At 68.9% G+C, this 25,291-nt stretch carries 20 protein-coding genes and 1 pseudogene; 5 read left to right on the top strand and 16 right to left on the bottom strand.

The annotated features are described in order from the left end of the window. Positions 1–24 precede the first annotated feature (24 nt). The 6 genes and pseudogenes from GZ997_RS00205 to GZ997_RS00230 all read right to left on the bottom strand — a co-directional run bounded on the left by GZ997_RS00205 (position 25) and on the right by GZ997_RS00230 (position 5,689). Positions 25–1,389, bottom strand: a pseudogene (locus GZ997_RS00205) (IS256 family transposase). 536 nt (positions 1,390–1,925) lie between these two features. Then, positions 1,926–2,672 (bottom strand): ABC transporter permease, encoded by a 747-nt coding sequence (locus GZ997_RS00210; protein WP_162678398.1) that lies wholly within the window; start codon positions 2,670–2,672, stop codon positions 1,926–1,928. Next, on the bottom strand, positions 2,669–3,454 hold the full coding sequence (locus GZ997_RS00215) for an ABC transporter ATP-binding protein (RefSeq protein WP_238994133.1): 786 nt from the start codon (positions 3,452–3,454) through the stop codon (positions 2,669–2,671). The genes GZ997_RS00210 and GZ997_RS00215 overlap by 4 nt, the downstream gene beginning before the upstream one ends. 86 nt (positions 3,455–3,540) lie before the next feature. Then, on the bottom strand, positions 3,541–4,194 hold the full coding sequence (locus tag GZ997_RS00220; RefSeq protein WP_161924271.1) for a TetR family transcriptional regulator: 654 nt from the start codon (positions 4,192–4,194) through the stop codon (positions 3,541–3,543). Between the two features lie 272 nt (positions 4,195–4,466). Next, positions 4,467–4,730, bottom strand: coding sequence for a zinc-binding dehydrogenase (locus GZ997_RS12900; protein WP_257505926.1), 264 nt, complete (start codon positions 4,728–4,730; stop codon positions 4,467–4,469). 86 nt (positions 4,731–4,816) lie between these two features. Beyond that, on the bottom strand, positions 4,817–5,689 hold the full coding sequence (locus tag GZ997_RS00230) for a 16S rRNA (uracil(1498)-N(3))-methyltransferase (protein ID WP_162678399.1): 873 nt from the start codon (positions 5,687–5,689) through the stop codon (positions 4,817–4,819). A gap of 55 nt (positions 5,690–5,744) precedes the next feature. Here GZ997_RS00230 and GZ997_RS00235 point away from each other — a divergent pair, with 55 nt between their 5' ends. Next, on the top strand, positions 5,745–6,593 hold the full coding sequence (locus GZ997_RS00235) for a YggS family pyridoxal phosphate-dependent enzyme (protein WP_162678400.1): 849 nt from the start codon (positions 5,745–5,747) through the stop codon (positions 6,591–6,593). Between the two features lie 50 nt (positions 6,594–6,643). Here GZ997_RS00235 and dnaJ read toward each other — a convergent pair whose 3' ends face one another. Both dnaJ and hrcA read right to left on the bottom strand, forming a co-directional pair. Continuing rightward, positions 6,644–7,765 carry a molecular chaperone DnaJ gene (gene dnaJ, locus GZ997_RS00240; RefSeq protein WP_161924275.1) on the bottom strand — a complete coding sequence of 374 codons (1,122 nt, stop codon included), beginning with the start codon at positions 7,763–7,765 and terminating at the stop codon, positions 6,644–6,646. Positions 7,766–7,809: 44 nt separating this feature from the next. Then, on the bottom strand, positions 7,810–8,871 hold the full coding sequence (gene hrcA / locus GZ997_RS00245) for a heat-inducible transcriptional repressor HrcA (protein WP_161924276.1): 1,062 nt from the start codon (positions 8,869–8,871) through the stop codon (positions 7,810–7,812). A gap of 189 nt (positions 8,872–9,060) precedes the next feature. Here hrcA and GZ997_RS00250 point away from each other — a divergent pair, with 189 nt between their 5' ends. After that, positions 9,061–10,167 (top strand): DUF3097 domain-containing protein, encoded by a 1,107-nt coding sequence (locus GZ997_RS00250; protein ID WP_219109889.1) that lies wholly within the window; start codon positions 9,061–9,063, stop codon positions 10,165–10,167. Between the two features lie 194 nt (positions 10,168–10,361). Continuing rightward, on the top strand, positions 10,362–12,299 hold the full coding sequence (locus tag GZ997_RS00255) for a subtype A tannase (protein ID WP_162678401.1): 1,938 nt from the start codon (positions 10,362–10,364) through the stop codon (positions 12,297–12,299). A 69-nt stretch (positions 12,300–12,368) separates the two neighbouring features. On the opposite strand, the gene GZ997_RS00260 is transcribed toward GZ997_RS00255, so the two are convergent. From GZ997_RS00260 to glf, 6 genes are all read right to left on the bottom strand, one after another. Beyond that, positions 12,369–13,772, bottom strand: a complete 1,404-nt coding sequence (locus tag GZ997_RS00260) for a sodium:proton antiporter (RefSeq protein WP_161924278.1) — start codon at positions 13,770–13,772, stop codon at positions 12,369–12,371. A 259-nt stretch (positions 13,773–14,031) separates the two neighbouring features. Beyond that, positions 14,032–15,300, bottom strand: a complete 1,269-nt coding sequence (hemW, locus tag GZ997_RS00265) for a radical SAM family heme chaperone HemW (protein WP_162678402.1) — start codon at positions 15,298–15,300, stop codon at positions 14,032–14,034. Further along, entirely contained in the window at positions 15,297–16,205 is a 909-nt protein-coding gene (gene trmB, locus GZ997_RS00270) for a tRNA (guanosine(46)-N7)-methyltransferase TrmB (protein ID WP_161924280.1), read from the bottom strand. The genes hemW and trmB overlap by 4 nt, the downstream gene beginning before the upstream one ends. 88 nt (positions 16,206–16,293) lie before the next feature. Next, on the bottom strand, positions 16,294–17,163 hold the full coding sequence (locus tag GZ997_RS00275) for an MOSC domain-containing protein (protein WP_162678403.1): 870 nt from the start codon (positions 17,161–17,163) through the stop codon (positions 16,294–16,296). 94 nt (positions 17,164–17,257) lie between these two features. Further along, positions 17,258–19,129 (bottom strand): translation elongation factor 4, encoded by a 1,872-nt coding sequence (gene lepA, locus GZ997_RS00280; protein WP_161924282.1) that lies wholly within the window; start codon positions 19,127–19,129, stop codon positions 17,258–17,260. A 230-nt stretch (positions 19,130–19,359) separates the two neighbouring features. Further along, the gene (gene glf, locus GZ997_RS00285) at positions 19,360–20,514 is read right to left on the bottom strand and encodes a UDP-galactopyranose mutase (protein ID WP_162678404.1); all 1,155 of its coding nucleotides are present in this window, start codon (positions 20,512–20,514) and stop codon (positions 19,360–19,362) included. A gap of 262 nt (positions 20,515–20,776) precedes the next feature. On the opposite strand from glf, the gene GZ997_RS00290 reads away from it, so the two are divergent. Beyond that, positions 20,777–21,517, top strand: a complete 741-nt coding sequence (locus GZ997_RS00290) for a LytTR family DNA-binding domain-containing protein (RefSeq protein WP_161924284.1) — start codon at positions 20,777–20,779, stop codon at positions 21,515–21,517. Then, complete coding sequence (locus GZ997_RS12980) at positions 21,514–22,848, top strand: GHKL domain-containing protein (RefSeq protein ID WP_161924285.1); 1,335 nt, start codon at positions 21,514–21,516, stop codon at positions 22,846–22,848. The genes GZ997_RS00290 and GZ997_RS12980 overlap by 4 nt, the downstream gene beginning before the upstream one ends. A 560-nt stretch (positions 22,849–23,408) precedes the next feature. Here GZ997_RS12980 and GZ997_RS00300 read toward each other — a convergent pair. Next, the gene (locus GZ997_RS00300) at positions 23,409–24,497 is read right to left on the bottom strand and encodes a glycosyltransferase family 2 protein (RefSeq protein WP_161924286.1); all 1,089 of its coding nucleotides are present in this window, start codon (positions 24,495–24,497) and stop codon (positions 23,409–23,411) included. Between the two features lie 122 nt (positions 24,498–24,619). Then, positions 24,620–25,261: a hypothetical protein gene (locus GZ997_RS00305; RefSeq protein WP_161924287.1), complete on the bottom strand. Its 642-nt coding sequence runs from the start codon at positions 25,259–25,261 to the stop codon at positions 24,620–24,622. Positions 25,262–25,291: the final 30 nt, after the last annotated feature.

Raw genomic sequence — 25,291 nt, forward strand, 5'->3', positions numbered from 1 at the left:
TTTTCTGTGTAAGCGGGTTGTTGCTTACAGGTAGGGGCGGATTCGTTCGGGGTAGGCGGCGGCGAGTTGGGCGAGGGCTTGCTTCCAGTTGGTGGTGACTTGTCCTTCGACCATGCGGCCCTTGGCCTTGCGTTTGCTGGCGGGTAGGCCGGCTTCCTTGGCTCGTTCTCTGGCGCGCTCGTCCTCGATGTTGCAGATGGCCAGCCACAACAGCTTCACGGCGGCCTCGTCGGAGGGGAACTGTCCCCGGTTCTTCGAGACCTTGCGCAGCTGGTAGTTCAGCGACTCAATGGAGTTGGTTGTGTAGATGACCCGGCGCAGCATCGGCGGGAACGCCAGGAACGGCGTGAAACGCTCCCAGGCCCTCTCCCAGGTCGCCACCGCCTCGGGATACTTGCTGCTCCACTGGTCGGAGAAGTCGGCCAGTGCCTTCAGGGCGGCCTGGTCGTTGGGGGCGGTGTAGACGGGCTTGAGCGCTTTGGCAACCTGCTTGCGGTCCCCATAGGCCACGAACCGCATCGAGGCGCGTATCAGGTGCACGACGCAGGTCTGGACCAGGGAGTTGGGCCAGGTCGCCTCGGGTCGCCCCTGGGCAGGCCGACAAGTCCGCCCGGCACACGATAAGCACGTCCTTGATGCCGCGGTTGGCCAGCTGCGCGCACACGAGCCGCCCTTCAGCGAGGCTCCTTCCTCGGCCTGTACCCAGATGCCCAGCACGTGCTTGATCCCGTCCATGCCCGTCCCCTACGGCGATGTGGGCTGACCTGGTGGTCACGCGGTGGTCGGCGCGGACCCTGGGTGCGGATGGCATCGAGGTAGATGACCGGGTAGAACTCCTCCAGGGGGCGGTTCTGCCACTCCAGGACCGCCTCGCACACGGCGTCGGTGACCTTACTGATCGCCCCCGGGCCGACCCCGCCCGCACCCAGGGTGGTCTCCAGGTGGTGGCGGATCTCCCGCACCGTCATGCCGCCCGCGTACAGGCTCACAATCATCGAGTCCAGGCCGCCCCGTGCGCCGCTGGCCCTTACGCACCAGGCGGGGCGTAAACGAGCCGGCCCGGTCCCGGGGGACCTCGATCTCGAAGGAACCGACCTCGGAGTCGATCATCTTGGTCGTAGTGCCATTACGAGCGTTACCACGGGCGGCCTTGGTCGGCTCGCCTTTCTCGTAGCCCAGGTGGTCGGTCAGCTCCGCCTGCAGGCCCCGCTCCAGGGCTTCCTTCAACAGCGCCGGCAGCAGACCGTCAGCACCAGTGAGCTCCACATTGCCGGACCCGACCTGCTCAAACAGGTCATCCAACGCACCAGAGGCGGCCAGCTCCCGGGCCACACCACTACCAGTCGGAACGGTCTCAGACGGCGCGGTCTTCTTCTTCTCATCAGTCACAGTCATGACAGTAGGTCCTCTCAATCAGGGCTTACACAGACCATTGAACACGCCCTTACGTGTCGAAGTCGGTCGAAGTAACGTGCCGAAGGGCGGTGTCTGGTGCTGGGCGTCGAACTCCCGCTCCCGCTCGCCGAATAGGCGCGCATTGCCAGCCGCATCGATGACAGGATCTCACCCCAGCTCGCTCCAGCCATCGACGTGTGACGCTGGGAGAGACGACAATCCTTGCCGCCTGCCCCGCCCCACCCGCTTCCTGGGGGCACCGGCGTCCGGCGCGTATTCGAGCAGGCGGCCGAAGCCTGCACACCTGAGCCCGTCATCGATGTGGAGGACCGGGTGCGCGCGGACTACCTTTCCGGCAACAACTCGGCCAAGGTCGGTGAACAAGCGCGCGAGTCAGCCGAGTGTGACGGTACCCCAAGCGTGCCGGTCGAGTCACTAAGTCGAGCCACTAAGTCGGTGCACGAAGGCACCAAGATGAGGCACTAAGACACCAAGTCGGTGCAGCGAACACACCGCCCGCCACACCGCCCTCACCGCACCCGCCGCGGCACGGTCAGGGCGGCCACCGCGAGGATCGCCACGCCTGCCCCGGCCACCAGCCCCAGGTCAGCGCCGAAGGCGGTGGTCGGTACGGTGTTCGCGCTCAGCTCGCCGACGGCGTCGACGGCCCAGCTCATGGGCAGCACGTTGCTGCACAGCTCCAGCACCCGCGGCAACTGATCGCGCGCGACCAGCAGGCCGCACAGGAAGATCTGCGGGCCGATGATCACGGGGAAGAACTGCACGGCCTGGAACTCGGTGCGGGCGAAGGCGGAGACGAACAGGCCCAGTGCCACGCCGAGGAAGCCGTCGACCAGCGCGGTGAGAATCACCCACGCCCAGGAGGCGGCGATCTGCACCCCCAGGCACCACGCGGCCACGGCGCACAGCACCAGCGACTGCCCCACCGCCGTGGCGGTGAAGGCGGCGGCGTAGCCGAGCAGCAGGTCGGCGCGGTGCAGGGGTGTGGTCCACAACCGCTCCAGCGTGCCGGAGCCGCGCTCGCGCAGCATGGTCACGCTGGTGACCAGGAACATAACCAGCATCGGCAGAATCGCCATCATGGCCACGGCGATCCGGTTGAACAGCTGCTCTCCGTGCGGGTAGTCGTAGTAGACGAAGTAGAGCAGGGTCAGCAGCGCGGCGGGCACCACCATGATCAGCCCGAGGGTGCGGCGGTCGGCCACCAGCTGCGCCAGGACGCGGCGGACGGTGGCGGCGAAGGTACGCGGGTTCACCGCTCCCCCTCCCCGCGCTCCGCCCGCCGGACGACGTCGAGGAAGGCGGCGTCGAGGGTGTCGGCGCCGGTGCGCGCCAGGAGCTCGGCGGCGGTAGTCGAGGCCAGGAAGCGGCCGGCGCGCATGAGCAGCACGCGATCGCACCGCAGGGCCTCGTCCATGACGTGGCTGGAGATCAGCAGGGTGGCACCCGCATTGGCCAGATCCCGGAAGGTCGCCCACAGCCCCTCCCGGGTCAGTGGGTCCAGGCCGACCGTCGGTTCGTCGAGTATCAGCAGTTCCGGTCCGGCCACCAGGGCGCAGGCGAGCGAGACCCGACCGGTCTCGCCGCCGGAGAAGGTACTCACGCGCCGGTCGGCGAGGTCGGTCAGGCCCACCGTGTCCAGCACCTCGTCGATGTCGCGGGCGCGCCGACCGGCCAGTGCGGCGAAGTAGCGCAGGTTCTGGCGGGCGGTCAGGTCCCTGTACACGGCCGCCGCCTGCGTCACATAGCCGACCCGGTCGCGGACGGCGGGAGCACCCGGCCGCTTCCCCAGCACTTCAATCGTGCCTTCGTAGTGCTGTACGCCGACGAGTACGCGCATGAGGGTGGTCTTGCCGCAGCCCGAGGGGCCGAGCAGGCCGATGATGGAGCCGGGGCGCAGCTCCAGGTCCAGGCCGTGCAGGATCTCGTTGCCGGCGCGACGCACCCGCAGCCCACGAACGCGAACAGCGCTCGGGGACGCGACCGCTCCGGTAGGCGCGCGGCCACCGCGGCGGGTACTCCACCCGTTTTTCATCATGCGATGAATATAGGGGTGCCATACCTGCAAGGCAAGGCCGCTCCGCCTTGTGCACGCAAACTCCCGGCGACTCAGCCTGCGGCTCCCTAGGCCCGGGAGTCGGAGTCGGTAGCGTCGAGTTGCCCACTGGCGACGCCGTCTTGTCCGCCGAGCTCGCCGGTCAGGTAGTGCTGGATCACCGGCCCGACGGCGGCCGCAAGTTCCTCCGGGCTCGCGGCGGATACGGCGTCGAGGCGGGCGACCCAGCGCGTCATACCCAGTCCCACCAGGTGGCCCGCAACCAGTTGGGAGCGCAGGCGGACTCGGTCTGGGGCTACTTTCGCGACCAGCGGGGTTATCAGAGCGCCGACCACGAGTTCACGCACTCGCCCCACCATGCCCTCGTTGGTCAGTGCCGCGCGCAGCAGCGCAGAGAAGCGGTCCTGGCCCATGCGATCCCACTGAGTGATGAACACGCGCACCAGTGCCCCTCCCTGCTGACAGGCGGGCAGGCGTCGGACTTCGTCAAGCGCACTCGGGTCCATCGGCGGCCCGTCTGGCCCGTCATAGACCGCCTTCACGAACAGGTCGGAGCGCTCCGGGAAGTAGTGGTGCACCAGCGCCGGGTCCACGCCCGCCTCGCGTGCAATGCCGCGCAGCGAGGTGTTGTAGCCGTCGCGGGCGAAGGCGGCGCGGGCCGCCTCCAGAATCGCCCGCCGGGCATCCGGGCTCCCGGCCCGCCTACGACCCCGCGTGCCCATCTCACCCTCCTGCGCGACTATTGATAGGTCGAAGGATACGTTCGGTGTCGCCCTGCTGCCGAGCTTCAGCAGATAACCGCCACCCACCGACACGGCGTCCGCACCCAAAAGTGTCCATCTCTCGCCACTTTCAGATATCGACTCAGCGGATCCCGCAACAACAACGGCTCTATAGCAGGCACAACTGTGGTTCCTCCGGCGAACGAACGGGCACCGCACCGTCAAAGTGGCGACGGATGGACACTTTTCCGCCGAACACACCCCACCCGAGCTCACGCACCGACCGATCCGGCCACGTCGCAGACGAGCTTGCCGATCTGGTGGCCCCGGGCGAGTCGGGCGTAGGCGGCGGGCACCTCGTCCAGCGGCATAGTCTCAGCCACGCAGGTGTTAAGCCTCCCGCCAGCGACGAGCTCCAGCAGCTCGGCAAGCATGGCGGCCAGGTCGGGCCGCCCGTCATAAAGGCCGGGCCGCCGGTGAGGGCGAGCGCACCCAGTTTCGCGCCGTCGCCGACGCTCGTGCGGCCGGTGAGTCATGGACCGTAATAGGCGCGGCCCTCGGTGTCTCGAAACAGGCCGCGCACAAGCGTTTCGGCCACTCGTCCCCCTGCTAGAGACCCGCCTCAGCCCCAGAGGCCGGCGCGCTGCGCGAGGACCGCGAGCGCCACCGGCCCGGCCGAAGCCGTACGCAGCACATGCGGCCCCAGACGCACCGTGGTCGCCCCGGCATTCTCCAGCGCCGCCACCTCTGCGGGGCTGATCCCGCCCTCGGGCCCGACGACGACGGCGAGTACCGGCACCTCTCCCGCACCGCCAGCACCCCCCTGATGGTCGCCCTCGGTTGTGCCAGCCGCTTCCGATGCCGCCGCTCCCACCCGCGTCTCCGACAGCACCACGTCGCCGACCGGCCTGGTCGCCTCCTCGTGCAGGATCAGCACCGTCCCGCCGTCCCGACACACCTGCCGCACCCAGTCGGTCAGCTCGGCGGTGGTGAGCAGCTCCGCGATCTCGGGCACGCGGGCTCGCCTCGCCTGCTTGGCGGCCTCGCGGGCGGCTGCCTGCCAGCGCTGACGCCCACGGGCAGCCTTCACACCCCGCCACACCGCCACGCAGCGCTCAGCCGACCAGGGCACGATCAGGTCCGCACCGACTTCGGTGGAGGTCTCCACCGCCTGCTCGTCACGCCCGCCCTTGGCCAGCGCCTGCACCAGCGCTAGGCGTGGCACCGCCTGGGGTTCCACCAGTCGTTCAGCCACGCGTACGGCCAACCGCTCTCGGCGCCCCCCTTCTGCGACGGCGTCGGTCACCTCACATACCAGTCGTAGGCCGGCGCCGTCGACCAGGTCCACCCGTTCTCCCGGTCGCAGCCGCCGCACGGACACCGCATGGTGCGCCTCAGGGCCAACCAGCGTGAGCAGGCTCCCCGGACCCGCCGTGTCGGCCGCCCCGGCGGGCTCGACGGTTTCGGGAGTGAAAACGAATACAGGCGCGGTCACCTCCTCAGGGTACGTTGGCCGACGCGCCCACACCGCAGTGCTAGCGTCACGGAACATGACCGATCCCGCGCCCGTAGCGCCCTCCCCGAAGCCCGCCGCCCCGTCATCCGCACTCCCGCCCACTGATCACGAAGCCGCGGGCCCACTGACTGAGTCGGCAGCACCGAGTGCCACCACCGCCGAAGACTTCCGCCGCAACCTTGCCGCCGTGCGCGCCCGCATCGACGCCGCCGCCCGCGCGGCCGGCCGGGATCCAGCCGAGATCCGGCTGCTGCCGGTGTCCAAGACGGTACCGGAGGAGCGGCTGCGGGCCGCCCACGCCGCCGGCATCACCCAGATGGGCGAGAACAAGGTGCAGGAGGCCAAGCGGAAGGCTACGAATCTGGCCGACCTGGGCATCCACTGGGCGCTGATCGGCCACCTGCAGACCAATAAGGCCAGGGATGCGGCCGCCTTCGCCGACGAGTTCCAGGCGCTGGACTCGCTGCGCGTGGCCGAGGCCCTCGACCGGCGGCTGCAGGCGGCCGGCCGCGGCCTGGACGTGTACGTGCAGGTCAACTCCTCCGGGGAGCCCTCCAAGTTCGGCCTGGAGCCGGACGCCGTGGCGGATTTCCTGGCGGCCCTGCCGGCCTACTCCTCCCTGCGGGTGCGCGGCCTGATGACGCTGGCCGCACATACCGACGACGCCGACCGCATCCGTGAGTGCTTCCGGATCATGCGCTCCCTGCGGGACGCCGGCCTGCAGGCGGGCACCGTAGGCGACGGGCAGCTGTCCATGGGCATGAGCGGCGACTTCGAGCTGGCGATCGCCGGCGGCTCGACGTGCGTGCGCGTGGGCCAGGCGATCTTCGGGGCGCGCCCCGCCACGGATTCGCCGCAGCGGCCTGCAAGCAGTGCCCGTTAGGCGCCCGCGGGCGGTCCGGCAGCGGCCAGGCCGCCGCCGCGCGCGGCCGGTCAGCGGCCGGAGAGCTTCTCCTTGAGCTTGCCCATGACTGACTCGTCCTTGGGCGCCTCGTAGCCGTCCTCCCCGCGCAGTGAGGCCAGCTCGGTCAGCAGGGCACGCTGCCGGTCGTTCAGGCGGGTGGGGGTCTCCACCACGATCTGTACGCGCAGGTCGCCGCGGCCGGGCCGGCGCAGCCGCCCCACGCCCAGGCCAGACAGGACGATCTCGTCCCCTCCCTGGGTGCCGGCGCGCACGGAGACGCTGCGGTCGCCGTCGAAGGTCTCCAGCGGGAAGGTGGCGCCGAGCGCGGCAGCGGTCATGGGTACGCGCAACTCGGTGTAGAGGTCGTCGCCCTCGCGGGTGAAGGACTCGTGCTCCCTCTCGTGGATCTCCACGTACAGGTCGCCGTTGGGGCCGCCGGCGGGTCCGGCCTCGCCGCGCCCGCCCATACGGATGCGGGTGCCGGTGGACACCCCGGCGGGGATGTTGATGTCGATGGGGGTGCGCACGTGCTTGCGGCCCTCGCCGTCGCACTCCTTGCAGGGGGAGGCGATCACGGTGCCGTAGCCCTGGCAGCGCGGGCAGGGGCTGGAGGTAACCACATTGCCCAGCAGGGACCGTTGCATGCGCTGGACGGAGCCCTGCCCATTGCATTCGGCGCAGGTGACCGGGGAGGTGCCCGGGGCACAGCAGGAGCCGTTGCAGGTATCGCACGTGACGTAGGTGTCCATGGTGACGGTCTTGGTGGTGCCGAAGACGACGTCGGCCAGGTCCACATCCACGGCCAGCAGTGAGTCCTGGCCGCGGCGGGTGCGGGAGGCCGGCCCGCGGGAGGCGGCGCCCCCGAAGAAGGCCTGCTGGAACAGGTCTGAGAAGCTGCCGAAGTCCCCGGTGAAGCCGCCGCCGAAGCCGTTGTTGCCGTGCAGGGCGTCCTCACCGCCCAGGTCGTACATCTTGCGCTTCTCTGAGTCCGAGAGGACCTCGTAGGCGGTGGATACCTTCTTGAACTCGTCCTCGTGCCCCGGTCCGGCGACGTCGGGATGCAGCTGGCGGGCCTTCTTGCGGTAGGCCTTCTTGATCTCCTCGGCCGTGGCCTGACGGGTTACGCCGAGGACGTCGTAGTAGTCGCTCACGCTTGCTGGTGTTCCTTCGTGGTGGGGTTGTGTGGGTGGCCGGCTCAGCCCGCGGCGGTTTCAGAGTCGGTAAGGAATCTGGACAGGTAGCGGGCGACGGCGCGGACAGCCGCCATGGTGGCCGGGTAGTCCATACGGGTTGGGCCGATGACGCCCAGGTGGGCGACTGCGTCTCCCGGTCCGTAGGCGGCGGAGACCACGGAGGCCTCTGCCAGGGCATCCTCGTGCGTCTCCGAGCCGATCCGCACGGTGGTACCGGTGTCATCCTCCTCACCGATGCGGGCGGCGTCGGCGGAGCTGAACAGCCGCAGCAGCACCACCTGCTCCTCGACCGCGTCCAGGAGTGCGCCGATGGCGGTGAAGTCCAGGGAGCGGGCGAGGTTAGCGGTGCCTGCAACCACGATGCGCTCCTCGGCGTCGGGGCGCAGCGCGGCGATCAGCTCATCGGTGACGGCCGCCAGTACGGCCCGCTCGTCGTCGGGAGCCTGCTCGGCAAGCGCCGCGAGCACCGGAACGACCTCGGCTGCACGGCGACCTACCAGGGCGGTATTCAGTCGCAGGCGCAGCCGCTCCAGCACTGCGGGGTCGACCAGCCCGTCGGGGCCGCGTCCGGACAGGCCGACGGTGCGCTGCTCCACCCGGCCGGTGTCGGTGATGATGATCAGCAGTAGGCGGGTGGGTCCCAGGGCCACCAGCTCCAGGTGGCGCAGGGTGGTGCGGCGCAGGCTGGGGTACTCGACGACGGCGAGCTGCCCGGTCAGCTGCGCCAGCGCGCGCACGGTGCGGGCGACCACCTGCTCCAGGTCCACGGCCCCGGAGAGCAGGGCGTTGATGGCGGCCCGCTCGGGAGCGGACAGGGGCTTGATGCGCGCGACCTCGTCGACGAAGCGGCGGTAGCCCTTCTCGGTGGGGACGCGGCCGGCACTGGTGTGCGGCTGGTGGATATAGCCCTCATCCTCCAGGGTGGCCATGTCGTTGCGGATGGTGGCCGGAGACACGCCCAGCTGGTAGCGCTCCACCAGGGCGCGGGAGCCGACCGGCTCGCGGGTGCGTACATAGTCGGTGACGATGGCGGACAGCACCTTCAGACGGCGATCGTCCGACATGGGGCTCTCCTTCCTCGTCTGCGGTGCGGCCTTGGCGCGGGCGCCGCCCTGACCGGGCGTCCCTGCCGACGCGCTCGGCCGCAGCACTGGCCGGTATGGTTAGCACTCCTAGCGCTTGAGTGCCATCCTACGCCGCGGCGCGGCGAGTCAGCAGGGCCAATCGCGTGACCTTCCCCTACCGTGCCCTGAGTGAACACGACACCGTCCCGCCGACCGGGCCCCGTCCCCGGGTCCACCGCCGCCCGCCGTCAGGCCCTGCGTGAGCAGGCCGCCCGCCAGCAGGCCGCTTCACAGCGCAAAGACGGTCCGGCTGGCGCGGGCGGTGCCGCCACGGCCTCCAGGAGGTCCACGGCGGGACGCGGTGGCCGGGCCGATGCCACTGCCTCGCCCGCGCGTCCCTCGGCGGGCAACCGGTATGGCGGGGACGTGCTGTCGGTGGACCCGCACCGCGTGGGCCCGACGGCGGTGCGACCAGAGTCGGTGCATATGCACCTCAAGCGCGGCATGGTGCTGGAGGACCGCCAGACCGGATTCGTGGGAGCGGCTGTAGCCGTGGAGAAGTCCGGGGGCAAGCACCTGGTGGTCCTGGAGGACCGGCGGGGCGTACGGCGCGCCTTCCCGCTCGGTCCGGGCTTCTGGCTGGAGGGGCGGCCCGTAATCCTGGATCCGCCCGCCCCGCGCAAGCGTCCACCCGCCGGTCCGGTCAGTGCCGGCGGGCGCAGGCTGACCGCCTCGGGCTCCTACGCCGTTGAGGGCGAGCGGGCCCGGGTGGCGCGAGCCTCGCGGATCTGGGTGGAGGGCAGGCACGACGCCGAGCTGGTGGAGAAGGTGTGGGGCGATGACCTGCGCCATGAGGGCGTGGTGGTGCTCATGCTTGAGGGGGTCGACAACCTCGAGGAGGCAATGGCCCAGTTCGGGCCGGCGCCGCAGCGGCGGGCAGGTGTGCTCGTGGACCACCTGGTGCCAGGTTCTAAGGAGTCACGCATCGCCGAGCAGGTACGGTCTATGCCGGGCGGGGAGAACGTGCTGATCCTCGGCCACCCGTATGTGGATGTGTGGCAGGCGGTGCGGCCTGACCGGCTGGGGCTGCGGGCCTGGCCGGAGATTCCTCGCGGCACGGACATCAAGCACGGAACCCTGGAGGCTCTCGGGTGGCCGCATGCCGACCAGGCCGATATCGCGCGCGGCTGGCAGCGGATCCTGGCCACGGTGCGCTCGTATAAGGACCTGGAGCCGAGCCTGCTGGGTCGCATGGAGGAGCTGATCGACTTCGTCACCGCCCCCGGCACCCACTGATAACGCGCCCTCCTCCCTGCTCCCGCACCCAAATGCCGAGATCGGTAGAAGTAGCACCTACCACTGGGCATGGCCGCATCCCCACGAGCCATGCAGCCTCATAAGCGACTCACAGCAAAATCCCCGGGTGCCGCTCAGAAGACACCGGTTGCATCCTGCCTGTCACCCTGACGTCGACTGGAAGGAATCCGACGATGATCTTCTCACGACGCACCGTAATGCGCGCGGTGCCGGTGGCGACGCTGCTCGGCGTCGCGGGCCTGGCCGCCTGCTCCACCGACTCCGGCGGCTCGACCAATACCTCGGGGTCCACCGCCGCCCCCACCACCAGCACCGATCTGGCGCTCAACCCGGCGGCCTGGAGCTATGACGCTGACGGCGACGTCTACTACCAGCTGGGCCTGTCCTACGTCGCCTCCCCGCAGGACACCAGCTACGAGACCCTGGGCGTCTTCGTGCCCGGCGCCTACATGTCCTCCACCGACAACGGTAACGGCACCTTCACCGCCGAGGTCGCCTTCGACGGCGCGGTGGGCGACTGGACGGCGTCGACGGCGCCGATCGTGCTGCCGGTCAACACCCCGGGCTACGCCGCCCAGCAGCCGCCCACCGAGTACTCCTACGACACCGTCGCGGCCTATATGGAGGCCGACTTCATCTACGTACAGGCGGGCCTGCGCGGCAAGGACTCCACCACCGACGCGGCCCCCGGCAACGCGCCCTGGGGCGTGACCGACCTGAAGGCGGCCGTGCGCTACCTGCGTTACAACGCCGCCGCCCTTCCCGGCAACTCCGAGCAGATGTACGTCTTCGGCCACTCCGGCGGCGGCGCCCAGTCCGCGGTGATGGGTGCCTCCGGCGACTGCGCGCTCTACACCCCCTACCTGGAAGCACTCGGCGCAGCCACCACCGGCACCGATGGAGCCGTCCTTTCCGACGCGATCGCGGGGGCAATGTGCTGGTGCCCGATCACCAGCCTGGATGCTGCCAACCCCGCTTATGAGTGGAACATGGGCCAGTTCGCCACCACCGGCACCCGCGCGGAGGGCACCTGGACGGAGGCCTACTCCAAGAACCTGGCCGCCGCCTACGCCGAGCACCTCAACGGCCTGGGACTGGTCGACTCCGACGGCAACACCCTGGCCCTGGAGGAGTCCGCGGACGGGCAGTACCTGGCCGGCTCCTACTACGAGCACATGGTCGCCGTAGTCGAGCAGTCGCTGAACGACTTCCTGGCCGCGACCGAGTTCCCCTACACGCCCAGCTCCACCGAGATGGCCGGCATGGAGGCCCAGGGCAGCTCCGGCGCGCCCGCAGGCGGTCCGGGCAGGTCCGACGACAGCGTCGCCTCCGGCGCCCCCGGTGACGGCCAGGCCCCCGACGGCGCACCCACCGGCGAGGGCACGCAGGGTACCCCCGCCGACGGCGGCCCGGACGGCGACGGTGCCACCGCTGGTGCGGGCCGCCCCGGGGAGGACTCCTCGGCGGTTTCCTCCGAGTCGGTCACCTACGCGACCGTCGCGGACTACATCGCGGCCCTGAATCAGGACGTGGATTGGGTCGCCTACGACTCCTCGACCAACACGGCCACGATCACCGGTCTGGAGGGCTTCATCACCAGCCAGAAGGCGGCGACGAAAGACGTGGGCGCCCTGGACGGTGTCGACCGCGGCCAGACGGAGAACACCGTCCTTGGGGTCGGGGCGACGGCGATGCACTTCTCCGGGCTCTCCCGCGACGTGATCGCCGCCAACCAGGACACCTACGCCGCCCTGACCAACTGGTCAGACGAGTACGGATCGTCCGAGTACGACTCGGACTTTGCGCAGACCGACGAGCTTGGCGTCGACGTGCTCACCCGCGAGCACATGTACGACCCCATGTACTTCCTGTCCAGCGCCTACGAGGGCGCCGGAACCTCGACGGTTGCGCCCAGCTGGCGCATCCGCACCGGCATCATGCAGGGCGACACCGCCAGCACGGTGGAGGTGAACCTCGCGCTCGCCTTGCAGGCGGCCGGTAGCTCGGTGGACTTCGCGACCATCTGGGGGCAGGGGCACACGATGGCCGAGCTGACCGGCACGGGCGAGGAGAACTTCATCTCCTGGGTCAGTGAACGGGCAGCATCCTGACGCAGCAGGTGTGTGGGGCCCGGGCACCAGTGGTGCCCGGGCCCCGTAGACCGTTGAATAGCGGCGGCGTCAGGCGTCGGCCAGTGCCAGGCGGCGGCTGGAGCGCAGCAGCCGGATGTTGTTGGCCAGCAGCAGCAGCACTAGCACCACTCCGCTGAGCTTGGCCCACAGCGAGCCGGCGATGAACAACAGGACCATGGCCACCAGGATCGGCCCCAGGTACAGGTACGCGCGGGCGATATAGCCACCGAAGGATGGCATCTCCACGTTGCGTGCCTCGGCAACGGACTTGACCATGAAGTTCGGGCCGTTGCCGATGTAGGTCAGTGCGCCACACAGCACGGCGCCGAGCGATATCGAGCGCAGGTACAGCTCGGGCACGCCCGCGACTGTCGCGCCGCCCGGGTGCGCCACCTGACCGGCCATCTCGAAGAAGGTGGCGTAGGTGGGGGCGTTGTCCAGCATGGATGACAGCCCGCCGGTGAACACGAAGAACGTGATCTCGTTCAGCGGGAGGCTGCCGGCGATCTCGTCCAAGTAGCGCAGCGCCGGGATCATGGTCAGGAAGATGCCGATGAACAGGGCGGCGACCTCGGCGATCGGCCCCCACTCGAACTGGTTGTCCTCGAAGCGGGCTCGCTTGTCGCCCAGCGTGTAGGAGGCTCCGGCGGCGGCGAGCATGATGATCTCCCGCAGCGGGATCCAGTCGGTCAGTACGGCGTGCCCCTCCTCAATGGCCTCTGCGTCGATCGAGGGTGCGAAGGCAACGGCGGCGATGATGACGACGAACCAGATCAGGTTGGAGGCGCCCCGCAGGCCCAGGGGCTCGATCTCCGTCTTGTCGGCAAGAATGTCTGCGGCGGGCTCCTGTGAGTAGTACCAGGTGTCCAGCGCGAAGTAGCTCAGCAGCAGCATGGCGTTCACGAACAGCCATTCGAAGACGAGGCTGAAGGTCCAGGTGAAGGGCACGCCGCGCAGGAAGCCGAGGAACAGGGGCGGGTCACCGAGGGGCGTGAGCAGGCCGCCACAGTTGGCCACCATGAAGATGGTGAACAGGACGGTGTGTACGCGGTACTCGCGCTCGCGATTGGTGTTCAGCAGGGGCCGGATCAACAGCATGGCGGCACCGGTGGTGCCCACGAAGCTCGCCAGCAGTGCGCCAATCGCCAGGAAGATGGTGTTATTGCGCGGGGTGGCCTGAATATCACCCTTGAGGAAGATGCCGCCGGAGACGACGAACAGCGCCAGCAGCAGCGAGATGAACTGTATGTACTCCACCACGGCAGCGAAGACGGGCTCCCAGCCCAGGGCGAACCACATCCAGATCGCCACGGGCACCCCCAGCACCAGGGCGACCGTCAGCTGGCTGGAGTTCTTCTCCCACCAGTGGGACGTCGCCGGGACCAGCGGGAAAACCGCGATCGAGGCGAGCATGACGACGAATGGCAGTATGGACCACCACTGCAACTCCACGTGAGACTCCTCAGTTCGGGGTCGGTGTGCTCGTCGCCCATCAATGATGCGGCGACGCTTGCCTCACCCTATGACGATAATCGGTCCGGATCGCGAGACGCAGGCGTGCTTCCTGGCACACGGTGATCTGAAGCACGCCTGCTTCACCCGGCAGCAGGCGCACAGAGCCCTGCGCATCACGGGCCCCCGCGCGGGGCCTCTTTTTCCGTTTACCGTGTAGTTCCCTGCACTCGGCGCCGTGCACAGGCGCTAGCACGCGTCACTGGGTGAGCCGATACGTGACCGTGTCCGCCATAAGCCTTCCGCGCAGTGTGAGCACGGCGCGGCCCGCCAGGGCGGCAGCACCGTCGAGCAGGCCCTGCGCCACGAGTCCTCCCACCACCGGCACGAGCCGCCGTGGGGTGCCCGACGCCGTCGTCGCCTCCCCCGGCCGCGTCAGACTCCGCAGCTCCAGACCCTCGCGCATGCGAATGCCGAGCATGACCCGCTCCAGTTCTCGTGATTCGGCATCGACGACCTCGTGCCCGGCCACGGGCAGCCGCCCGGCCGCCGCCTGCCCGGCCCAGGCCACCGGGTGCTTGGTGTTCCACATGCGCACGTCCCCCAGGTGGCTGTGCGCCCCCGGGCCGGCGCCCCACCAGTCCCAGTCGCGCCAGTAGGCCTGGTTGTGCACGCACTCATGCCCGGGCCGCGCCCAGTTGGAGATCTCGTACCACTCGTAGCCGGCCCCGCCCAGCAACGCGTCGGCCAGCTCATACTTGGCGGCCTCGTCGTCGTCCGTGGGCAGGGGCAGCTCCCCGCGGCGCACCTGCGTCCACATCCGCGTGCCCTCCTCGATCACCAGGGCGTAGGCGCTCAAGTGATCCGGGCCGATCTCCACCGCCGCCTCCAGGGAACGCCGCCAGTCGTCCAGGGACTCCCCCGGCGTGCCGTAGATCAGGTCCAGGCTCGTGGCCAGCCCGGCCCGGCGTGCCCAGGACACCACCTGCGGCACCCGCTCGGGGGTGTGGGTGCGGTCCAGCGTGCGCAGCACCTGCGGCACCGCCGACTGCATGCCGAAGGACACCCGGGTGAACCCGGCCTGTGCCAGGGCCGCCAGGTAGCGCTCGTCCACGGTCTCCGGGTTGGCCTCCGTGGTCACCTCCGCCCCTTCGTCCAGGCCCCAGGTCTCGCGCACCAGCTGCAGCATGCGGGCCAGGTCCCCAGCCGGCAGCATGGTGGGGGTGCCCCCGCCCACGAACACGGTTTGCGCCGCCCGCTGCGGCAGGCCGACCTGTTCCATGGCCGCCCGGGCCAGGCGCAGCTCGCCGGCGAGCGTGTCCACGTAGTCCCCCGCCGAGGCTCCGCCGCCCATGGCCAGGTTCGTGTAGGTGTTGAAGTCGCAGTAGCCGCAGCGCACCCGGCAGTAGGGCACGTGCAGGTACACCGCAAATGGCCGCTGCCCGCCCGACGACGCCGCAGCGCGCACCTGCTCGGGCAGCTCCCCCGCTCCGGGCAGGGGCTCCCCCGCCGGCTGCTGCGGACTCATAGGGCAACCGCCTCACGCCGGGGCGGCACCCACATCTCGCCGGTGCGCACCGCGGTCAGGTCGCGGATAGTACGGCCGGCACGAATGCCCTTCTCCTCAAAGCGGGTCAGTACCCGCCCCTCATAGCGCTGCGACCAGCCGCCTAGCACGCCGGCCGGCGAGCCGGGGTCGCGGCCATTACCCAGGCTGCCCTCCTCGGCAGTCCCGACGCCCAGGTCCGGGCGCGCCCCGGCGTCGGGGTAGCGGAAGTACGGGCCGGTGCAGTCCGCCTCCAGTCCCTCGGGCAGCGCGGAGGCGGCCTCCAGCACGTCGCGCATCTGCCAGGCATAGTCCGCCCAGTCGGTAGCCAGCCGCCACACCCCGCCGGGGCGCAGCACCCGGGCCACCGAGTCGGCGAAGGCGGCATTAACCAGCCGACGCTTGCGGTGCCGAGGCTTGCGCCACGGGTCCGGGAAGAACACCCACACCTCGCTGGCGCAGCCGACCGGCAGGGCGGTTGCCAGCAGCTGGGCGGCATCTGCGGGCACCACCCTGATATTGCGCAGGCCCGCCCTGCCGGCACCGGCCACGATCCGGGCGATCGCCGTCTCCCAGGCCTCAACAGCCAGGTGGTCCACCCCCGGGTGGGCGGCGGCGTGGGCCAGTATCGCCTCCCCCGCGCCCGAGCCGACCTCCACGATGAGCGGACGCAACTGGCCTGCGTGCCCGAAGGCCGTTGCTGGGTCCAGCCGGAAGGAGGGGGCGACGGTGCGGATCGCATCGGCGCGGGGCACGTCGATCACGTATCTGTCCCTGTAACGCTCCAGGGCCCGTTCCTGCGCCTCGGTCAGGCGGCCGCCGGCCCGCGAGTAGGAGCGCACGCGAGCGCGGATGGCGTGAGAGCGGGGCGGGTGCTGCTGTGGCACTGGACCGGTTCCTCCTGGTTGTGTTCGAACGGCTTATACGGCCGGCTGAGCCGATTTCCCCTGCGGCAACTGCCCCAGCGCGTCCCGCTCAGCCGACCTGCTCGTGGGCGGCGGCCTGCACGTACTTCTTGGTGAAGGGGGCGATCACGCAGTTGCCGAAGATCTCCGAGTCCAGCATCCTCTGGGCGTCGCGCGGGTCGTGGTGGGCGAACCAGCGGGTGCAGGTGACCCGGTGCCCGGGCGCGCTGACCACCCGCACCTCATCACCTGCGCGCACCGTGCCCTCCTTGAGGACAGCCAGGTAGACGCCCACCCGGTTGCGGGAGGAGAAGACCTCCACCCAGTCGCCGCGTCCGACTCCGCGGGCGAAGGTCGCACAGGGATTGCGCACGCCGGTCACCCGCACGCGCAGCCCCTCGCCCCGCGGATCCCCGATAGACAGAACCGCACCGATCTCGACGTCGTCGATGCCGCCGGCCGGACCCGGCTCAATCGTCAGGTTCTCCCCCAGGGACCCGGGCTCGATACCGCCGAGCACCGCCGCCCAGTGACGCTGCTCGGCAGCGTCCAGGACGTACAGTGCCTTATCCCGGCCGCCGTGGTGGGCGTGATCGCCCTGCTGGTCACCGACGACGCCGAGCCGGTTCACCGCCGAGGGCCCCTCCAGGGGCGCCTTGTGGATGGCGGACAGGCCCGCCTCCCCGGCGTCGGGACGCACCCGCGCCAGGGCGCAGACGGCGCCGACGGTGCCCACCGGGTCGCCGTCGCGGAAGGGCGCGGGCTCGTCGGCATGACGCCCGTCGGCTCCCGCATGGGGCACGCCCAGGCGCCGTGCCAGGGTGGCGGTCAGCTCCAGCCCGGAACCGTCATCGGCCAGGGCGGCCTGCACCGTGCCCGAGGTGACCGGGACGCCGTCGATCCGCTCCGGGTCCCGCTCCACAGAGCCGGTTTTGCTCATATGTCCGCTCCTCGCTACCACGGCTAACGCCGCGCCGACGTCCGGCCCACCCTACTGCGGGCCACCCGCCCCGCCGAGGCGTTATCCGTCCGGGTTACTTTCCGGTGGGCTGATCCGCTCCGAGCACGGCGATGAAGGCCTCCTGTGGGACCTCCACGCGACCAACCGCCTTCATGCGTTTCTTACCCTCCTTCTGCTTCTCCAGCAGCTTGCGCTTACGGGTGATGTCACCGCCGTAGCACTTGGCGAGCATGTCCTTGCGCAGGGCCCGGATCGTCTCGCGGGCGATGATGCGGCTGCCCACGGCCGCCTGCACCGGCACCTCGAACTGCTGGCGGGGAATCAGCTCCTTGAGCCGCCGGGTCATCTTCTGCCCGTAGGACTGGGCCGAGTCCTTGTGAACGATGGCGCTGAACGCGTCCACCTTCTCCCCGTTAAGCAGAATGTCCACCTTGGTCAGGTCCGCGCTCTGGGTGCCGTCGGGCTCGTAGTCCAGGGAGGCGTAACCGCGAGTGCGTGACTTCAGGGCGTCGAAGAAGTCGAAGACGATCTCCGCCAGCGGCAGCCGGTAGCGCATCTCCACGCGGGTCTCGGACAGGTAGTCCATGCCCAGCATGGTGCCGCGGCGGGACTGGCACAGCTCCATGATCGCGCCGATGTACTCGCTGGGCGTCAGGATGGTGGCACGTACCACCGGCTCCTGCACGTCGCGGACCTTGCCCTCGGGGAACTCACTCGGATTGGTGACCGTGTGGACGCTGCGGTCCTCCATGGTGACCTCGTAGACCACGGACGGCGCAGTAGAGATGATGTCCAGGTTGAACTCGCGCTCCAGGCGCTCACGAATAATCTCCAGGTGCAGCAGGCCGAGGTAGCCGCAGCGGAAGCCGAAGCCCAGCGCCACCGAGGTCTCCGGCTCGTAAGTCAGGGCGGCATCATTGAGCTTGAGCTTGTCCAGGGCGTCACGCAGCGCCGGGAAGTCGGAGCCGTCCACGGGGAACAGCCCGGAGAACACCATGGGCTTAGGGTCCTGGTAGCCGGACAGCGGCACAGTGGCCGGGGCGGCGGCGGAGGTGACGGTATCGCCGACCTTGGACTGGCGCACGTCCTTCACGCCGGTGATCAGGTAGCCGACCTCACCGGCACGCAACCCCTGGGTGGGGGCCGGCTCAGGACTGATGACGCCGATCTCCAGCAGGTCGTGAACGGCTCCAGTGGAGACCATCTTGATGCGCTCGCGCGACTTCAGGGCGCCGTCGACAACACGCACGTAGGTGACCACGCCCCGGTAGACGTCGTACACGGAGTCGAAGATCATGGCGCGGGCGGCGGAGTCGGGATCACCGGACGGCGGCGGGACCGCCTCGACGATCCGGTCCAGCAGCTCGGGCACGCCCGCCCCGGTCTTGCCCGATACACGCAGTACCTCCTCGGGCTCGCAGCCGATCAGGGAGGCGATCTCCGCCGCGTGCTGATCCGGCTCCGCCGAGGGCAGGTCGATCTTGTTCAGCACCGGGATGATCGTCAGGTCGCCCTCCATGGCCATGTACAGGTTGGCGAGGGTCTGCGCCTGGATGCCCTGGGCGGCGTCGACCAGCAGCACCGCGCCCTCACAGGCCGCCAGCGACCGGTTGACCTCGTAGGAGAAGTCCACGTGCCCGGGGGTGTCGATCATATTCAGCGCGTGGGCGCGCGTGACGCCGTCCTCCCCGGTCACCGCCCAGGGCATGCGCACGGCCTGGGACTTGATGGTGATGCCGCGCTCGCGCTCGATGTCCATGCGGTCCAGGTACTGGGCGCGCATGTCGCGCGGGGCGACTACGCCGGTGGCCTGGAGCATCCGGTCCGCCAGCGTGGATTTGCCGTGGTCGATGTGCGCGATGATCGAGAAGTTTCGGATCTGGGCCTGCTCGGTGGCTGCGGGGGCGACGGTTGCAGCCTGCTCGGACGTGGGGATCGGTGGCACGTGAATCGGTTCCTGGCTCTTCCTGCGGTCAGTGTGGATCAGTGTGGATCAGTGTGGACGTGCGGTCGGCTGGCGCCGCCGGCTTGAACGCGGTCTAGTCTCCCATGGACTGCCCGCGGGCCCCGCGTCAGGGCGCTGTGAGGTGCGGACCGGCCACGGCTCGCAGTGCTTCGCTCAGCGGCGTGCCGCCCGCGGGTGCGGCGCCAAACGGCGTTACTCGGCGGAGCGGCTCACCCGAACCACGGCCGCACCCACTGCTCGAAGCTATGCAGGGCGGAGGCGATCGTCCGGTCCATGTCCAGATACTGGTAGGCGCCCAGGCGCCCGCCGAAGACGACTCGCTGCGGCTCCAGCTCTGCCGCCAGCTGCTGGTAGCGGGCCAGCCGCTCGCGGTCTGCGGGCGTGCCCACCGGGTAGCAGGGCTCGTCGTCGGGGCCCGCCATGCGCGAGTACTCCCGCATGATCACGGTGGCATCGTCGGGGTAGGCGCGCTCGGGGTGGTAGTGGCGGAACTCGTGCACCCGGGTGTACGGGACATCGGCATCGGAGTAGTTGATGACCGCGGTGCCCTGGTAGTCCCCTGTGGGCAGTACGCGTGTCTCGAAGTCCAGGGTGCGCCACGTCAGGGCACCGAGCCGGTAATCGAAGAAGCGGTCCACGGCGCCGGTGTAGACCACCGGCACCCGGTCCACGCAGGCGTCACGGGTCAGTACGCCGTCGGCCGCCAGAAAATCCGTCCCCAGGCGTACCTCTATGCGCGGGTGGTCCAGCATCCGCTCGACCCAGGTTCCGTAGCCGTCCACCGGGATGCCCTCGTAAGGGTCGGAGAAGTAGCGGCTGTTGTAGTTCAAGCGTACCGGCAGCCGGGTGATGATGCCGGCGCCCAGGTCGGTGGGGTCGGTCTGCCACTGCTTGGCGGTGTAGCCGCGGATGAAGGCCTCGTACAGGGGGCGGCCGATCAGGCTGACGGCCTTCTCCTCCAGGTTGGCGGGCTCGCCGGTGATCTCGGCGGCGTGCTCGGCGATGAGCGCCCGCGCCTGCTCCGGGCCGAGGGCGGCGTGGAAGAACTGGTTGATGGTGCCCAGGCTGATGGGCAGCGGGTAGATCTCCCCGGCATGGTTGGCGTAGACGTGGTGCCGGTAGTCGTTGAAGGCGGTGAACCGGTTGGCGTAGGCCCAGACCTGCTCGTTGGAGGTGTGGAAGATGTGGGAGCCGTAGCGGTGCACCTCGATGCCGGTGTCCGGATCCGGGTACGAGTAGGCGTTTCCACCCACGTGGTTGCGACGCTCAGCCACCACCACGTGCACGCCCAGCTCCTCGGCGGCGCGCTGGGCGACCGTGGCACCGAAGAGCCCCGAACCGACCACTACCAGATCCGCTCGCATCGCTAATGCCCTCCGTCGTCTCTCAGCGTGATCGCGCCAACGGCTGGCACCGGATCAGTGCTGAGCTGATCGCTGACTGATCGTGGCCGCGCGCGTGCCCGTCTCCACGGCCGCGGCCGACCCCCGGCGCCGGTACACTAACATGCTTGTAACCGTTACTTTCGGTGCCCATGGCCGCGTTCGTAGCGAACGCTTCCCCGGCTGTCGCGCCTTCCCCGCGCGTCCGCCACCACCATGCCCGCGCCGTAACCAACAGCCGCCGATGAAAGTGAATACGAGCCCCTCCGCCACACTCCGTATTGGCGTCGTCGACGACGACGCCCGCCACCGCAACGTTCTTTCCGAGTACCTCGACCGCTTCGGCCGTGAGCGAGGCCTGGATCTGCAAGTGTCCGTTTTTGAGGCCGGCGGCGACATCCTGGACGGCTTCCGCCCCATTTACGACATCCTCATGCTGGATATACGCATGGAGGGCACCGACGGCCTATCCCTCGCCCGGTTAGTGCGTCGTATCGACCCTGATGTCATCATCATCTTCATTACTGCCGCGCAGCAGTACGCGATCAACGGCTACGAGGTGTCCGCCCTCGGTTACCTGGTAAAGCCCTTCCCCTACTCCTCCCTGGCCCGAGAGCTGAGCCGCGCCCTGGAGGTACTCGGCCGACGGGACAACGCCGGCATCGTCCTGAAGGACGGGCAGGGGCTGCGGCGCGTGCCCGTGCGCGACATCGTCTACCTGGAGTCCTCTGGTCACCGCCTGGACGTGCACCTGACCGACGGCGCCATCACCCTGACCGGATCGCTCAAGCAGATGGAGCCGAAACTGGCACCCCATGGCTTCTTCCGCTCCAACTCCTGCTACATCGTCAACCTGCGGCACGTGGTGGCGGTGCGCGAGCAGGACTCCGTGATGAGCACCGGGCAGTCCCTGAGGATCTCCCGCCCCCGGAAGAAGGAGTTCATGCGGGCCCTGGCCGAGCACGTGTCCGGGACAACCGCGTGATCCAGGAGGCTCTGCCGGACATCCCCCGGTTGTGGACCGCGCTGGCCGAGTGGGGCGCATGCCTGGCGTACGTACTGGCCACGTGGCGGCCACAGGACTCCAGGCGCCGCGCACTGGTAGTGATGGCAGCAGCGCTTCCGGCGCTGAGCATCTACCAGACACTTGCGGCCCGCCTGCCGATCTCGCTGTGGCTGGCAGGGATGCTCGGAGCGGTGATCGCCATGTGGGGCATCCTGCACCTGGCGCTGAGCGGTTCCCTGCGCCGGTCCACCTACCTGGTAGTGCGCGCCTTCGTGGCCGCCGAGCTGGCGGCCTCGCTCGAGTGGCAGTTGGAGGTGTTCCTCCTGGGAGACCGGGCGGGCGCCTTCTGGGGTGCGGCATTGGCGATAGCCGTCGACGGCACCGTACTGGGTGCGGTCTATCTGCTGGAGCGTCCCCGGTTCCGCGCCGAAGTGGTGCCCACAGCTGCCACCGTGGCCGGGGCGGCGGCGATCGCCGCCATCACCTTCGCCATGTCAAATCTCAGCTTCCTAAGCACCGCCACTCCCTTCTCCGGCCGACTGGGGGCAGAGGTCTTCTATATCCGCACGCTCGTGGATCTATGCGGGTTCATCATTCTGTACGCGCAGCGGGAAGTTGACCTGCAAAACCGTGCTTCCTTCGAGCTGGCCAGCTCCGAGGCGCTGCTGCGTTCGCAGTACGAGCAGTACCTGACCTCCAAGCGCGCCATCGACATCGTCAACCGTAAGTACCACGACTTGCGCCACATGATCGCCTCGGTGCGGGCCGAGCCGGATCCCGCGGTGCGCCTGGACCGGCTCGCTGAGCTGGAGTCCTCAGTGCGGCCGTATGAGGTGTTTGTACGCACCGGCAACCCCGTACTGGATGTAATTCTCACCGACCGGGAGCAGGTGTGCCTGGAGGCCGGCATCACCATGACTGCCATCGTCGAGGGCGCCGCGCTCGGCTTCATGTCCACCGCCGATCTGGCCACACTGGTCGGCACTGCCCTGGACAACGCCTTGGAGGCTGTCTCCGGCACCGGCGACGCCGACCGGTGGATTCGTCTTGATGTGCGTACTCGCCGTGGATTCGTGCTGATCGAGGTCGAGAATCCGGTGGCACCAGCACGCTCGGCCCCGGGTCGCACCGGCCCAATACGTGCTGTTACCGACGGTAGCGCATACGGCTTTGGTTACGGTGCCATGCGCTCGGCCGCCGAGGCCTACGGCGGGCAGCTAACCACTACTGAGAGCCCACGCGGCACCTTCACGCTGCGCGTACTGCTGCCGATCCCCGCCGAGCTCCCTCACCGAGGACGTAATCAGTAATACGGCTCCTCCGGTTAGGGAGTGCGGTGGAGGTAGCTGAGCCATTCCCAGGTGTAGGCCGCAACGGAGCCCTCGGACTCGGCACGAGCACGCGTCGGCGGGCGGGTCCGGCGGTGTTCTGCTCGCGCAGCAAGGACAGATCCGACCCGGCGCCAGCGCGCGCCGCACGCTCAGTCCCGGCACGCTTCCACAGAAACGGCGTAATCACGCGGAAAGCACACCACCCGAAAAACAGCCCAACCAGCTCCAGCGTGCGGCAACCCCCGCGCCGCACGCTGGAGCCAACCAACCCCCACCAGCCAAAAACCAAAAACACCGAAATTCCAGGCAAAACCCGCCAACCGGCCAGAGCGCCAAACCAACTGAGCGTGCGCCACACCCAAGACCACCCAACCGACCCCACCCACACCCGCCTACCCCACCCGCACGCACCCGCAAACCGGAGGAGCCGAGAAACCGACCTGACACACCACATGCATGCCAGTCCTCCAGGCCCACAAACGCGAAAAGCCGCAACGTTACCGCCTGGGCTGCATGGCGGGCCCACGCTGGTCCCGCTCTCAGTTCAGGGCAAGTACCCGGCGGACCACCTGGTATCCGGCCACCGTCACCCAGCGCCCGGTCCGTCCCGGCAACGTCATCAGCCGGCCCATTACAGAACCGCGCACCCACCGCGCCACGTCCGGTCGAGTAGCGTCCAGACGCTCCCACAGCCGCTGCTTGATGGCCAGGTTCTGCGGAGTACCCGACCGCAGCGCCATGGTGGTAATCACCACCGCGCTCAAGGTGTAGATGTGTACCAAGTAGTGCAGCAGGGACACAGGTACCTCGCCCTCGCGGGGCATCGCCTCCAGCATGAGCGCGTTGACACGGTCATGCTGGTCCAGACGTGCCACGATCACGTCATCGGCCACGGACTGCCCCGCCCTGCCCACCGTGTAGTAATACAGGTCCAGATCCAGGTAGGTCAGCGTGCGCACGTGCCGCAACGGCTCGAATGCGAACAGGTTGTCCACGTAGAAGCAGTGCTCCGGCAGCCGCATGCCGGAATGCTCCAATACCTCACGACGATAGGCGAGCGAGTGCATCATGAGGTACTGGTCGGGGCGAAAACTCCGCACGTCCCGCCAGCTGCCAATACGCCCGGCCGGGAGGATGCCCCGGAAACGCACTACATGGCGGCCGGGCCGTACACCCCGGGGGCCCCGCCGGGCAGGTCCGTGGCTGAGGCGGTACCAAGCGGGTGTGCCCTCGCGTACGTACACGAAGTTCGTCACCACGAGGTCAGGCTCAGTGCCCGCCTCACGCCAAGAGCGTAGGGAGGCGAGCAGGGCACGCAGTGTCCCGGGGTCGATGGCGTCGTCGGCGTCGCACACCTTCAGCCAAGTGCCGCGGGCCGCAGCGACCCCGGTATTAATGGCGCCGCCGTGCCCCTTGTTCTCCTGGTGGATTACTTCAATCGCCGTGTGTGCCCGGGCGTAGGCATCAGCAAGAGCGCCGGTTGAGTCCGTGGCGCCGTCGTCGACGACGATCACCTCCAGCTCATCACGGCCGCCGTCCGCCGCCACGAGGCTGGACAGGCAGCGCCCCAGGCAGTCCTCGGCGTTGTATGCCGGTACTACGACCGTTATTAGCGGGCTGGCTGGCACCGTGCGGGTCTCCTTGCTCGACGGAGTCAGCCGGCGTTTCGCGGAATGCGGGCACCTGCCCGCGCCGCGCCCGAGGCGCTCCTGGTTACTGGTGCGGATGACACTACCGGAAGGAACCCGGATCAGTGCGCCGACAGCACCTCGGTCTGCCCGGACCCGTCCGGCTGCGTATCGGCATCCTCGGGCACCCGCTTGAAGATGACCTTGAAGATCGGGAAGAACACCCAGAAGGAGATTGCGGCGTTGATGATCATCGTCACGACGTCCGCCACGGTCTCACCCGTGGATGCGCCGAGCGTGCCCTTGCACCAGGAGTAGATGGGCTCCTTGTACAGCACCTGCAAGGCGGCGGCGACGATCGTGATCACCACGTATGCCAGCGCGTACCAGAACGCCGCCTTCCAGATCGAGGAGTTCGATTTGAAGGTGATGGAGCGTTGGGCGAAGAAATTGATTACCTGGGCGATCAGCAGGGTGATCTCCACGGCCAGGAAGTAGGCCAGCCCACCACCGGAGCCGTCGGCCTGGATGGGGCCGGCCACGTAGTCAAACAGGTAGACGGGGCTGCCTCCGGAGGAGCCCACCGGGAGGAACTGGAAAGTGGTGCCCTGCAGCGAGGTGAATCCGAAGATCCACCTGAACGCTGGCATCAGGATCAGCTGCAGCAAAGTCACACCGTTGGACAGGATGAAGAACACGATGAACTGGGCGATGGTCTCGTGACGCTCTTCGAAGCGGTGCCACCAGGCGGTCATTGGGTTCATGTTTGGTCTCGATTTCTAGTTGCTATGACA

It is taken from the genome of Actinomyces sp. 565 (assembly GCF_010365615.1).
Classification (GTDB): domain Bacteria; phylum Actinomycetota; class Actinomycetes; order Actinomycetales; family Actinomycetaceae; genus Actinomyces.

Excerpts from the sequence above, each read along its gene's own strand:
- GZ997_RS00255 (WP_162678401.1), top strand. The coding sequence starts at position 10,362 with ATGATCTTCTCACGACGCACCGTAATGCGCGCGGTGCCGGTGGCGACG.
- hrcA (WP_161924276.1), bottom strand. The coding sequence starts at position 8,871 with ATGTCGGACGATCGCCGTCTGAAGGTGCTGTCCGCCATCGTCACCGAC.
- GZ997_RS00275 (WP_162678403.1), bottom strand. The coding sequence starts at position 17,163 with ATGAGCAAAACCGGCTCTGTGGAGCGGGACCCGGAGCGGATCGACGGC.
- GZ997_RS12900 (WP_257505926.1), bottom strand. The coding sequence starts at position 4,730 with ATGACTCACCGGCCGCACGAGCGTCGGCGACGGCGCGAAACTGGGTGC.
- GZ997_RS00290 (WP_161924284.1), top strand. The coding sequence starts at position 20,777 with ATGAAAGTGAATACGAGCCCCTCCGCCACACTCCGTATTGGCGTCGTC.
- GZ997_RS00305 (WP_161924287.1), bottom strand. The coding sequence starts at position 25,261 with ATGAACCCAATGACCGCCTGGTGGCACCGCTTCGAAGAGCGTCACGAG.
- GZ997_RS00235 (WP_162678400.1), top strand. The coding sequence starts at position 5,745 with ATGACCGATCCCGCGCCCGTAGCGCCCTCCCCGAAGCCCGCCGCCCCG.
- hemW (WP_162678402.1), bottom strand. The coding sequence starts at position 15,300 with ATGAGTCCGCAGCAGCCGGCGGGGGAGCCCCTGCCCGGAGCGGGGGAG.
- GZ997_RS00215 (WP_238994133.1), bottom strand. The coding sequence starts at position 3,454 with ATGATGAAAAACGGGTGGAGTACCCGCCGCGGTGGCCGCGCGCCTACC.
- glf (WP_162678404.1), bottom strand. The coding sequence starts at position 20,514 with ATGCGAGCGGATCTGGTAGTGGTCGGTTCGGGGCTCTTCGGTGCCACG.
- GZ997_RS00220 (WP_161924271.1), bottom strand. The coding sequence starts at position 4,194 with ATGGGCACGCGGGGTCGTAGGCGGGCCGGGAGCCCGGATGCCCGGCGG.